Origin of the sequence: Sulfitobacter dubius (assembly GCF_900113435.1) — a bacterium.
Classification (GTDB): Bacteria; Pseudomonadota; Alphaproteobacteria; order Rhodobacterales; family Rhodobacteraceae; genus Sulfitobacter; species Sulfitobacter dubius.
On the sequence record NZ_FOPG01000002.1, the window covers coordinates 255,326 to 266,287 of the forward strand.

A 10,962-nucleotide genomic window follows, 5' to 3' on the forward strand; every position below is an offset into this window, starting at 1 on the left:
GTCATGTTCACCCATATCCTCGCCCCCTATGACGGCTCGGTGAATGCCGACCGCGCATTGATGAAGGCGGCAGAGATAGCCAATCTGACCGGGGCAAAGGTGACGCTGCTGACGATCTACCGGCATCATTCGATGCTGGAGGCGTCGCTGTCGATGGTGCGGGTGAACGATCCGGGCAATATCGACGATGCGATGCAGGCCCATGCGACCGAGATCATCAGCCACGGCAAACAGTTGATGAAAGACGCAGGCGTCGAGAATGTACGCGCTTTCGTGCGCTCGGGCCGACCGGCGCGGGCGGTGACCGAATTCGCCAAGAAACATGATGCCGATCTTATCGTCATCGGCTCTCGCGGGTTGGGGGCGACAGGCGATAGCTATCTGCTGGGATCGGTGTCACACAAAGTCACGGGGCTTGCGAAATGCCCTGTGCTTGTCGTCTAGATCAAAGGAATATTCAGGTGACACCCCCTGTGCAAAGCGAAACGCTTGACTGCCGTTTGCGTGAAGATGATCCCGTGCGCCTTGGCGCGATGCTGCTGTCGACCGACATGACCTTTGAGCGTGACGCCGCACGGTTGATCGACCCCGCGCAGGCCGCATTGCATGTGGCGCGGATCGCGTTTGAGAACCCCACCACCCCCGAGCGCCTGCGCGCCATGACCCCCGATATGGCCCGCACAGCGGCGCTGCTGGTGCCGGGGATCAAGCTTTCGGCCATCGCCTTTTGCTGCACCTCGGCCTCTGTCGCCATCGGTAATCCTGCGGTACGCGAGGCCATCGGCGAAGGGCTCCCCGGCGTGCCGGTCATCACCCCCGCCTCTGCCGCTATCGCGGGTTTTGCAGCACTTGGCGTGAAACGTGTGGCAATGCTCACCCCCTATTTACCTGAAACCGCCGCCCCCCTCGCCGCCTATTTCGAGGAACAAGGCCTACAGGTCATGCGCAACGGCGCATTCGGGTTGGAAGACGACCGCGACATGGCGCGGATCGACGACGAAAGCATCATCAACGGCGCCAAAGCACTGGACGGAGCGGAAGTAGAGGCATTTTTCCTCTCCTGCACGTCTTTGCGCGGTGTCGACGTGATCGACCGGATCGAAGCCGCTTTGGGCAAGCCGGTCGTGACCTCCAACCAAGCGCTGTGCTGGGCATTGCAACGGATGGGCGGGCTGTCAGGCCGTCCCGATGGCTATGGCCGTCTGTTCGACTGCGACATGCCAAACGTCCATGCACAGGGCATCATTCCGTGATCCCGGCCCCTCTGGCCGGATCACAATATTCGGGTAACCAGACATGAAAGGGGCTGGCCTATGACCACGTATGAGGCGAATTTTACCAACAGCGAGTACCAGCGCCGGGTCGACCGAACGCGCAAGACCATGGCCGCGCGCAACATGGATGCGATCGTGGTCAGCGACCCGTCGAACATGTCTTGGCTGTCGGGCTATGACGGTTGGTCGTTCTATGTCTACCAAGCGGTGATCGTGACCCATGAAGGTGAGCCCGTCTGGTGGGGCCGCGGCATGGACGCGCTTGGCGCACGACGCACCGTCTTCATGGAGGATGACTGCATCCGCGGCTACGATGACAGCTACGTGCAGAACCCCGAAAAACACCCGATGGAAGACCTCTCGGCCCTACTGAGCGAAATGGGGTTGGAGAACGCGCGCATCGGCGTTGAGATGGACAACTACTATTACTCCGCCCGCGCCCATGACACGCTGAAAACCAAGCTGCCCAAGGCGACCTTTATGGATGCCACGGCGCTGGTGAACTGGGAACGCGCGGTCAAATCCGAGCGCGAGATCGAATACATGGAACGCGCTGCGCGGATCGTGGAGGAAATGCACGTTCGCATCCTCGAAGTCGCCGTGCCGGGGATGCGCAAGAACGATTTGGTGGCCGAGATCTATGCCACCGGTATTCGCGGCGCGCAGGGATTCTGGGGGGATTACCCGGCCATCGTGCCCATGGCCCCGTCTGGCATGGACGCCACCGCCCCGCATCTGACGTGGGACGACCGGCCCATGCAGCCCAACGAGGCGACGTTCTTTGAGATCGCAGGCGCGCACCGGCGCTATCAATGCCCACAATCGCGCACGCTGTTCTTTGGCGATGTCCCGCAAAAATACCGTGACGCGGAAAGCGCCGTGCTGGATGCCATCGACGCCGGGCTCGAACAGGCCAAACCCGGCAACAAGGCCGAGGATATCGCCAATGCTTTCAACAAAACGCTCAACAAGGCGGGGTTTGAGAAGGACAGCCGCTGCGGCTATGCCATCGGCATCAGCTACCCGCCCGACTGGGGCGAGCGCACGATCTCTTTCCGCCGCGGCGACACGACGATTCTAGAGCCGGGCATGACCTTCCACTTTATGCCCGCGCTCTGGCTTGACGACGGCGGGCTAGAGATCACCGAGCCGATCCGCATCACCGAGACCGGCCATGAATGTTTCTGCACCACACCGCGAAAGTTGTTTGTTTCCGCATGACCAGCAATCCCATCACCCCGACCATCCCGCTCGACAAACCCGGCGCACATCACGGTTTCCTGCGCCTGCCCTACAGCCGCGATGATAGCGCCTGGGGCTCTGTCATGGTGCCGATCACCGTCATCCACGGCGGCGACGGCCCCACGGCGCTGCTGACAGGCGGCAACCACGGCGATGAATACGAAGGCCCGATTGCCCTGCAGGAACTGGCGGCAACGCTCGATCCGGCGCAGATCAAGGGCCGCGTCATCATCCTGCCGATGATGAACCAACCCGCCTTTGCCGCTGGCCGCCGCTGTTCGCCCATCGATGGCGGCAATATGAACCGCAGCTTTCCGGGCAGCCCCGGCGGCACGGTGACCCAGAAGATCGCGCATTACATCGCGACCGAACTGGTGCCGCTGGCCGATATCGTGCTGGATTACCACTCAGGCGGACGCACGCTGGATTTCCTGCCCTTCGCCGCCGCGCATATCCTGCCCGACAAGAAACAGGAGGCCGCCTGCATGGCCGCGATGGAGGCGTTCAACGCACCCTATTCGATGAAGATGCTAGAGATCGACAACCGCGGCATGTTCGACACCGAGGTAGAGGAGCAGGGCAAGGTCTTTGTCACCACCGAGCTTGGCGGCGCGGGCACGTCGACGGCCAAGAGCGTCGCCGTCGCCCGCAAAGGCGCGCGCAATCTGTTGATCCATGCTGGAATTCTGGCTGGCGAGCCCGAGATGGCAGAGACCGTGATGCTCGACATGCCCGATGGGCGCTGCTTCACCTTTAGCGAGACGAATGCGCTGCTGGAGCCGCTGGTCGATTTGGGGGATGAAGTGACCGAAGGCCAAGCCATTGCGCGGCTCTGGCCCAGCGACCGCAGCGGTCAGCCCGCAATTACCGCCCATGCGCAGCTTGGCGGCATCCTGACCGCCCGACATGTGCCGGGGCTGGTCAAGATGGGCGATTGTATCGGCGTGGTGGCGCAGGTGGTCTGAACCACCTGCAACGCCTCATTCGTCGACGGGGAAGTAGCAGGCTGCCGGATGCGGTGCCCCCTCAAGCACGGGGCGCTCTTTCCGGCAGACGTCCTGCACCTTCCAGCAACGCGGCGCAAAGGGGCAGCCCTCGGGGATCGCCAGTGGGGAGGGCAGTTCGCCCTGCAGCTTGATCCGCTCTTTGCCGCCTTCGGGATCGGCGCGTGGGGTCGCGGACAGCAGTGCTGCCGTGTAAGGGTGGCGCGGGTTCTCAAAAACTTCGTCCTTCGGCCCCTTCTCAACCGCGCGGCCCAGATACATGACGATCACATCATCGGCGACGTGGCGCACGACTGAAAGGTCGTGGCTGATGAAAAGATAGGCCAGCTGCATCTTTTCCTGAAGGTCCACCAACAGGTTCAGGATCGCCGACTGGATCGACAGGTCCAAAGCCGAGACCGGCTCATCCAGCACCAGCACCTTCGGGTCCAACATCAACGCCCGCGCCACCGCGATCCGCTGACGCTGACCGCCCGAGAACATATGCGGATAGCGGTCGTAATGCTCGGGCCGCAGGCCAACCAGACGCAGCATCTCGCGCGCCTTTTCCTCGCGCTGCTTCTTGGACATGTCCTTGCGGTTGATGACCAGCGGCTCTTGCAGGATCGTGCCGATCTGCTGGCGCGGGTTGAGCGAGCCATAGGGGTCTTGGAACACGATCTGCACATGCTGGCGCAGGTCGGCCCAATCTTCGGGGCGCACCTGTTTGCCATCGAGCGTGAGCGACCCGGCGGTCGGCTCTTCGATCATCGTGACCATGCGCGCCAGCGTGGATTTGCCACAGCCGCTTTCGCCCACCACAGCCAGCGTCTTGCCGGGGTGCAGTTGGAAATCGAGGCCCGCAACGGCCTTGAGCGTCTGGGTCTTGCGCAGGAAGCCGCCACCAACCTGATAGTGACGCTCCAGCGCGTCGGCGGTCATTACGGGGGCAGTCATGACGCGACCCTTTCATCGGTATTAAGCGGATAGAAACAACGCGCCTTGCCCAAGTCCTCGCCCAAGGGCGGCGGGTTCTCGGCGCGGCATTTGTCGTTGGCGAACTTGCAGCGCGGGGAGAAGAGGCAGCCCGCGGGCCGGTCGAACTGGCCGGGCACCACGCCGGGGATCGTCGGCAGGCGTTTCTCAGTCGCGCGTTCGGGCAGCGCATCCAAAAGCGCCGCCGTATAGGGATGGTGCGGCTCGCGGAAGAGCGGCAGCACCTGCTGCTCTTCGATCTTCTGGCCGGCATATTGCACGCTGACGCGCTCGGCGGTTTCGGCCACCACGCCCATGTCATGGGTGATCAGCACCAGCCCCATGCCGGTCTCGTCACGCAGGGAGGTCAGCAGATCGAGGATCTGCGCCTGAATGGTCACGTCGAGCGCGGTCGTCGGCTCATCCGCGATCAGAAGCTTGGGTTTACAAGCAATCGCCATGGCGATCATCACGCGCTGGTTCATCCCGCCCGACATCTGGTGCGGGAAGACCGAGAGGCGCTTTTCCGGGTCCGGGATGCCAACCTGCTCGAACAGTTCGATGGCGCGCTTGTGCCGCTCGGCCCGGTTCAGGCCAAGGTGAAAGCGCAGGGATTCCTTGATCTGCCAGCCCACCGGAAAACAGGGGTTGAGCGAGGACATCGGCTCTTGGAAGATCATCGCCAGATCATTGCCGACAATTTTGCGCCGGGCGCGGCGGTCCATTTTCAGCAGATCGTGACCATCGAAGGTCAGCTCATCGGCGGTCACGGTGGCGGTCCAGGGCAGCAGGCCCATCAGCGCCAGCATCGACACCGACTTGCCCGAGCCACTTTCGCCGACGATGGCGAGGATTTCGCCGGTGTCGACATCTTGGTCAACCGAGTCCACCGCGCGGAACTTGCCCGAGGCGGTGGCGAAATCGACCGAGAGGTTGCGGATACGCAGAAGAGACATCAATCAGCTCCGCTTTAGTTTCGGGTCAAGGGCGTCGCGCAGCCCGTCCCCCATGAGGTTGATCGCCAACACGGTGACGAGGATCGCAAGGCCGGGGAAGGTCACGACCCACCACGCCCGCAGAATGAACTCGCGCGCTTCGGCCAGCATAGTGCCCCATTCCGGGGTGGGCGGCTGCGCCCCCATGCCGAGGAAGCCAAGCGCGGCGGCATCAAGGATCGCGGTGGAAAACGACAGCGCGGCCTGCACGATGATCGGCGCAAGGCAATTCGGCAGCACGGTCACGACCATCAGCCGCAGGGTGCCAGCACCGACAACGCGGGCTGAAGTCACATAGTCTTTCTGCCGCTCCGAGAGCACGCTCGCCCGGGTCAGACGCACGTAATGCGGCTGCAACACGATGGCGATGGCGATCATCGCGTTGGTCAGCGACGGCCCAAGGATGGCCACCAGCACCAGTGCCAGCAGCAGCGACGGGAAGGCGAGAATGATGTCCATGATCCGCATGATGATCGTGTCGAGCCACTTGGGCGCGAAGCCCGAGATCAACCCGATGATGATCCCGCCAGAGGCTGCGATGGAGACCACGACGATGCCAACGAAGAAGGAGTAGCGCGCACCGACAATAAGACGCGACAGCATATCGCGGCCGAGCGGGTCGGTGCCAAGGATATGGCTCCACGTGCCGCCGTCCTGCCAGACAGGCGGCTGCAACGTCGCGGCGCGGAACTGTTGGGTCGCGTCATGCGGGGCGATCCACGGGCCGAACAGCGCCAGAAAGGCGAAGACGGCAAAGATCCACAGGCCAATCACGGCCCCACGGTTTTCGCGGAAATAGAACCAGAATTCGCGCAGGCGTCCGGGGCGCGCGTGTACCATTTCGGCTTCGGCAGAGAGTGCGTCGTCCATTAGCGTTTCCTGATCTTGGGGTTGATGATGCCATAGAGCATGTCAACGGTGAGGTTCACGACCATGACCATGACGGCGATCAGCAGCAGGCCACCCTGCACCACCGGGTAGTCGCGGCGGAAAATGCTGTCGACCATCCACTTGCCGATGCCCGGCCAGCTAAAGATCGTTTCGGTCAGAATGGCGCCCGCCAGCAGCGTGCCGACCGAGAGGCCGATCACGGTAATGACGGGGATAAGTGCGTTGCGCAGTGCGTGGATGCCATTGATCCGGCCCGAGGACATGCCCTTGGCCCGCGCGGTGCGGATGTAGTCTTCGCCCAACACTTCGAGCATGGCCGAGCGGGTCTGCCGCGCGATCACCGCCAGTGGGATGGTGCCCAGCACGATCGTCGGCAGCAACAGGTGCCGCAGCGCCGAGGTAAACGCCCCGTCCTGCCCGGAGGCGATGCTGTCGATCAGCATAAAGCCCGTGGCGTTGGGGAAGTAATAAAGCAGATCAATCCGGCCCGAGACTGGCGTCCAGCCTAAATTGCCCGAGAACACGATGATCAGCAGCAACGCCCACCAGAAGATCGGCATTGAGTAACCCACGAGTGCCGTGGACATCAGCGCCCGATCAAAGAACTTGCCCCGGTTCACGGCGGCAATCACCCCCGCAGGCAGGCCCAAGGCCACTGCAAAGATCATTGCGCAGACCGACAGTTCCAGCGTGGCCGGAAAGAGCGAGAAGAACTCATCCCAAACAGGCCGTTTGGTCACGAAAGAGTTGCCCAGATCGCCCTGCAGAACGCCGGTGAAGTAGTCCCAGAACTGCACATAGATCGGGCGATCAAACCCGAACTGCTGTTGCAGTTCCAAGTAGCGTTCTTCGGAAATGCCCCGCTCGCCCGCCATGACGACGATCGGGTCGCCCGGCAGCATGCGGATAAAGGCAAATGAAATCAGCGTGACGCCGATAAAGGTCGGGATGAAGGTCGCAAGGCGCGACAAGACATATTTCAGCACGGGAGCACCATCAGTTCCTTCGGAAAGTTGGTCAGGGATTTGTAGCCATCTTCGGTGATCAGCACGTCATCTTCGATGCGCACCCCAAAGTTGCCGATCTCATAGAGGCCGGGTTCGTTGGTGTACACCGTTCCGGCGGGTAAAGTCATATGGTTGCCACGCATGATATAAGGCGCTTCATGTACATCGCGGCCAAGGCCGTGGCCTGTCTTGGTGCGGATGCGGTCGGCATAGGGCGAGGCTTCGAGGACCGAAATCACCACATCGTCGATCTCATGCGCGGTGACACCGGCGCGGGTGGCCTCCAGCCCGGCGAGGTTGGCGCGCAGCACGGTGTCATAAACCTCGCGCCCCTCGTCGCTTACGTGGCCGAGGAAAACGGTGCGGGTGATGTCGGCGGCAAAGCCGTTCTTGCGCGCGCCGAAGTCGATCAGCAGCGCATCGCCCGCTTTGACGTGGTAATCTTCGCGCGCTTTGGCGTGTGGACGGGCCGAGCCATCACCGGCAGCGACGATAGGGGCAAAGGACAGATCATCGGCCCCTTTGGCAAAGACCATCTGCACCAGTTTCTGCTCAATCTCTTTCTCGGTCTGCCCGAGTTTCACAGAGTCGAGCGTGGCGCGCAGGGCGCGTTCGGAGATGTTGATGGCTTCTTGCAGGGCGGCGACTTCGGCCTCGGTCTTGATCATGCGCGGGGCGGAAATTTCACGCTCGGCGTCTATGATCCGCAGGTCGGGCTGCGCTTTCTTCAGCGCGTGATGCACAAAGACGCGCATCACTTGGCCCTCGACGGCCAGCGAGGTGATGTTCAGATGCTGCGTCAGCGCGGCAAAGGCATCGTCATAGCCTGTCTGGTCGCGCCAATCGAAAACGGCACCGTCAAAGCCGACCAGATCCCAGCTGCCCAATTCAAGGTTCGGCACCAATGCGGCGGCGGGGCCGTGAGCGGGGATTACTAAAAGAAAGGGGCGCTCGTTGCTCATAAAAAGATGGTCGACGGCGCGGGTGAAATTCGGGCCGGGCACCAGCGCCACGGCGTCCACCGATAGTGCGGCGGCGATATCGGCATAGGCCGAGAGGCGATCATTCAGTGAATTGGACATGGGCTGGCTTTCGAGCTGGCGAAGTTAATAAAATGGGGACGGCATAGAATGCCGCCCCCTTTGGTCAAAGCGGCAGGGTTACTGCTTCAGGCCAACTTGGTTGAAGATGTGGCCACCCAGCGGGTGCACGACATAGTTTTCAACTTCGGGGCGCATGGTCATGTAAACAACCGAATGCGCGATAGTGGCCCAAGGCGCTTGATCCTTGAAGATCTGCTGCGCTTCTTCGTACAGCGGCGCACGCTCTTCTTGGGTCGGCAGAACCTTGGCTTTCTGGATCAGCGCGTCGAATTCCTCGTTGCACCACTGGGCGCGGTTGGATTTCTCTACACCGTCACAGCCCAGCAGAACCGCGAGGAAGTTGTCTGGGTCACCGTTGTCACCGGTCCAACCCAGCAGCACGGCACCGTCACGGTCCTTGGACTTGGAACGCTCAAGGTACTCACCCCATTCGTAGGAGACGATTTCAACATCGACGCCAACTTTGGAGAAGTCTTCCTGCATCAGCTCAGCCATACGGCGGGCGTTGGGGTTGTAGGGACGCTGAACCGGCATCGCCCAGATCTTCATGGACAGGTCGGTCACGCCTTCTTCCTCAAGCATCGCCTTGGCGGCCTCGGGGTCATAGTTGTCGTCTTCGATGGCGTCGTTGTAGGACCACATGGTCGGCGGGATCGGGTTCTTCGCGATTTCGCCGGAACCTTGGAATACCACGTCGATGATCGCCTGTTTGTCGATCGCCATGTTCAGCGCCTTGCGGACATTGGCGTTGTCAAAGGGCGCAACCTGCGTGTTGTAAGCCAAGTAGCCCACGTTCAGGCCTTCTTGCTCCATCACGACGATGTCTTCGGCGTCTTTCATCGCCTGAACATCGGCAGGGTTCGGATATGCCGTCACGTGGCACTCACCCGCCTGCACCTTTTGGTAGCGGACCGAAGCGTCAGGCGTGATCGCGAAGATCAGGCTTTCGACTTTGGCCGGGTCACCCCAGTATTCGTCGTTACGCAGGTAACGAATGACCGCGTCTTTCTGGTAGGCTTGGAACTGGAACGGGCCTGTACCGATGGGCGCTTGGTTCACCATCTCAGGTGTGCCAGCTTCCATCATCGCGTCGGCATATTCCTTGGACACGATCGAGGCGAAATCCATTGCCATGTTGGCGATGAAGGGCGCTTCGGGACGGGTCAGGTTGAAGGCCACGGTGTAATCGTCGACCTTTTCGATGCTCTCGATCAGGTCAGGCATGGACATGCCGCCGTAGTATTCCCATGTGCCGCCAGAGACGGTGTGATAGGGGTTTTCTTCGTTGCCCTGACGGTCAAAGCTGAAGATCACGTCGTCAGCGTTGAAATCGCGTGTCGGCGTGAACTGGTCGTTGGAGTGGAATTTCACACCCTGACGCAGCTTGAAGGTCACGGTCATGCCGTCTTCGCTGACTTCCCAGCTTTCAGCCAGCGCAGGCACGACTTCGGTCGTGCCGACTTTGAACTCGGCCAGACGGTTGTAGATCGGGTGGCTGGAGGCATCAAAGGTGGTGCCGGCTGTGTAAAGCGCCGGGTCAAAACCCTCGGGCGAGCCTTCGGAGCAATAGACCAGCGATTGAGCCGAGGCGGCTGTGGCACCCAATGCCGCCAGCATGGCGCCGGTGGCCAATTTCGTTGTAAAAGACATAATTTTCTCTCTCCTGATTGGTTTGTTTTTTGGCAGCGGTTTGTCCGCCGCAGGTGATACGCCCTTACGGGCGAGACGACGCGAATGCGGTGGCTAGTGCCCCTTCATTCGGGCGTATTCTATTGGCGCCAGCGGCCAGATCGTACTGCATCCGGCCAACCCAGAGCATACGCGCAGGTTTATCTGTCTTGTTGGACCACGAATGCGGGCTGCTGCCGAGGTAATGCAGGCTGTCACCGGGGCGCATGATATGTTCGCCCCCATCGACGACCTGCACGATCTCTCCCTCAAGGATATAGATCACTTCTTCGCCCTCATGCACGACTTCTTCCGAGGCATAACCCGGTGGCACGTTCATGATGTAGGACGACAGTTCATGGCCCGGAAAATCCGCGCCAAGCTTTTCGTATTCAATCGAAGACCCCGACACGGCAAAACGCTGACGTTCATCCGCGCGGGTCAGGCTGTCTTGGGTCTTGGGGGTATGGATAAAAAAGCTAACCTCAACCTGCAAGGCGACCGCGATCTGCGACAGGGTGCCCAGTGATGGCGTGGCCCTGCCCCGTTCAACTTGGCTCAGATAGCCAACCGACACGCCAGAAGCTTCGCCCAACTGCTGCAATGTCAGGGACAAACGGTGGCGCTGCCTACGCATACGCGCGCCAAGTGTGGATACACTATCGCCATTGGCAGTTGGCAAATTCACCCTCCCCGTGAACAGCAACCCGATCTAACGCCGGATATTGCATTATGATGTATCGCTGTGTGAAATTAAAAAGGTTGAGGGTCAACAATAATTTTTTTACCGAAAGGGCGATGTGCCTAAATTTTCGGCACCGGAT

11 protein-coding genes are annotated in these 10,962 nt (G+C 61.0%); 4 read left to right on the forward strand and 7 right to left on the reverse strand.

The genetic code is table 11. From position 1 onward, the window contains the following. Positions 1 to 3: 3 nt before the first annotated feature. The 4 genes from BM229_RS09970 to doeB are packed head-to-tail and all read left to right on the forward strand — an operon-like array spanning position 4 to position 3,481. Positions 4 to 444 carry a universal stress protein gene (locus tag BM229_RS09970; protein WP_093927501.1) on the forward strand — a complete coding sequence of 147 codons (441 nt, stop codon included), beginning with the start codon at positions 4 to 6 and terminating at the stop codon, positions 442 to 444. 17 nt (positions 445 to 461) lie between these two features. Next, positions 462 to 1,253 (forward strand): aspartate racemase/maleate isomerase family protein, encoded by a 792-nt coding sequence (locus BM229_RS09975; RefSeq protein ID WP_167360229.1) that lies wholly within the window; start codon positions 462 to 464, stop codon positions 1,251 to 1,253. Between the two features lie 60 nt (positions 1,254 to 1,313). Further along, positions 1,314 to 2,495 (forward strand): ectoine hydrolase DoeA, encoded by a 1,182-nt coding sequence (doeA, locus tag BM229_RS09980; protein WP_067938832.1) that lies wholly within the window; start codon positions 1,314 to 1,316, stop codon positions 2,493 to 2,495. Beyond that, positions 2,492 to 3,481 (forward strand): N(2)-acetyl-L-2,4-diaminobutanoate deacetylase DoeB, encoded by a 990-nt coding sequence (doeB, locus tag BM229_RS09985; protein WP_093927503.1) that lies wholly within the window; start codon positions 2,492 to 2,494, stop codon positions 3,479 to 3,481. Before doeA ends, doeB begins: the two co-directional genes overlap by 4 nt. A gap of 15 nt (positions 3,482 to 3,496) precedes the next feature. Here the strand turns inward: doeB and BM229_RS09990 are convergent, their stop codons facing one another. The 7 genes from BM229_RS09990 to BM229_RS10020 form a co-directional block, all read right to left on the reverse strand. After that, positions 3,497 to 4,456, reverse strand: coding sequence for an ABC transporter ATP-binding protein (locus tag BM229_RS09990; RefSeq protein ID WP_093927504.1), 960 nt, complete (start codon positions 4,454 to 4,456; stop codon positions 3,497 to 3,499). Further along, positions 4,453 to 5,430, reverse strand: a complete 978-nt coding sequence (locus BM229_RS09995) for an ABC transporter ATP-binding protein (RefSeq protein ID WP_093927505.1) — start codon at positions 5,428 to 5,430, stop codon at positions 4,453 to 4,455. The genes BM229_RS09990 and BM229_RS09995 overlap by 4 nt, the downstream gene beginning before the upstream one ends. Before the next feature lie 3 nt (positions 5,431 to 5,433). Further along, positions 5,434 to 6,339 carry an ABC transporter permease subunit gene (locus tag BM229_RS10000; protein WP_067938852.1) on the reverse strand — a complete coding sequence of 302 codons (906 nt, stop codon included), beginning with the start codon at positions 6,337 to 6,339 and terminating at the stop codon, positions 5,434 to 5,436. Then, positions 6,339 to 7,346 carry an ABC transporter permease subunit gene (locus BM229_RS10005; protein ID WP_067938855.1) on the reverse strand — a complete coding sequence of 336 codons (1,008 nt, stop codon included), beginning with the start codon at positions 7,344 to 7,346 and terminating at the stop codon, positions 6,339 to 6,341. The genes BM229_RS10000 and BM229_RS10005 overlap by 1 nt, the downstream gene beginning before the upstream one ends. Further along, positions 7,340 to 8,449, reverse strand: a complete 1,110-nt coding sequence (locus BM229_RS10010; protein ID WP_093927506.1) for a M24 family metallopeptidase — start codon at positions 8,447 to 8,449, stop codon at positions 7,340 to 7,342. The genes BM229_RS10005 and BM229_RS10010 overlap by 7 nt, the downstream gene beginning before the upstream one ends. Positions 8,450 to 8,527: 78 nt before the next feature. Beyond that, positions 8,528 to 10,120 carry an ABC transporter substrate-binding protein gene (locus BM229_RS10015; RefSeq protein ID WP_093927507.1) on the reverse strand — a complete coding sequence of 531 codons (1,593 nt, stop codon included), beginning with the start codon at positions 10,118 to 10,120 and terminating at the stop codon, positions 8,528 to 8,530. Between the two features lie 64 nt (positions 10,121 to 10,184). Further along, positions 10,185 to 10,775 carry a helix-turn-helix domain-containing protein gene (locus tag BM229_RS10020; protein WP_093927508.1) on the reverse strand — a complete coding sequence of 197 codons (591 nt, stop codon included), beginning with the start codon at positions 10,773 to 10,775 and terminating at the stop codon, positions 10,185 to 10,187. Positions 10,776 to 10,962 lie beyond the last annotated feature (187 nt).

What these genes read in the sequence shown, in the direction of transcription:
- BM229_RS10010 (WP_093927506.1), bottom strand. Translation starts at nt 8,449, where the DNA reads ATGTCCAATTCACTGAATGATCGCCTCTCGGCCTATGCCGATATCGCC.
- BM229_RS10000 (WP_067938852.1), bottom strand. Translation starts at nt 6,339, where the DNA reads ATGGACGACGCACTCTCTGCCGAAGCCGAAATGGTACACGCGCGCCCC.
- doeB (WP_093927503.1), top strand. Translation starts at nt 2,492, where the DNA reads ATGACCAGCAATCCCATCACCCCGACCATCCCGCTCGACAAACCCGGC.
- doeA (WP_067938832.1), top strand. Translation starts at nt 1,314, where the DNA reads ATGACCACGTATGAGGCGAATTTTACCAACAGCGAGTACCAGCGCCGG.
- BM229_RS10015 (WP_093927507.1), bottom strand. Translation starts at nt 10,120, where the DNA reads ATGTCTTTTACAACGAAATTGGCCACCGGCGCCATGCTGGCGGCATTG.
- BM229_RS09970 (WP_093927501.1), top strand. Translation starts at nt 4, where the DNA reads ATGTTCACCCATATCCTCGCCCCCTATGACGGCTCGGTGAATGCCGAC.
- BM229_RS09990 (WP_093927504.1), bottom strand. Translation starts at nt 4,456, where the DNA reads ATGACTGCCCCCGTAATGACCGCCGACGCGCTGGAGCGTCACTATCAG.
- BM229_RS10020 (WP_093927508.1), bottom strand. Translation starts at nt 10,775, where the DNA reads ATGCGTAGGCAGCGCCACCGTTTGTCCCTGACATTGCAGCAGTTGGGC.
- BM229_RS09995 (WP_093927505.1), bottom strand. Translation starts at nt 5,430, where the DNA reads ATGTCTCTTCTGCGTATCCGCAACCTCTCGGTCGATTTCGCCACCGCC.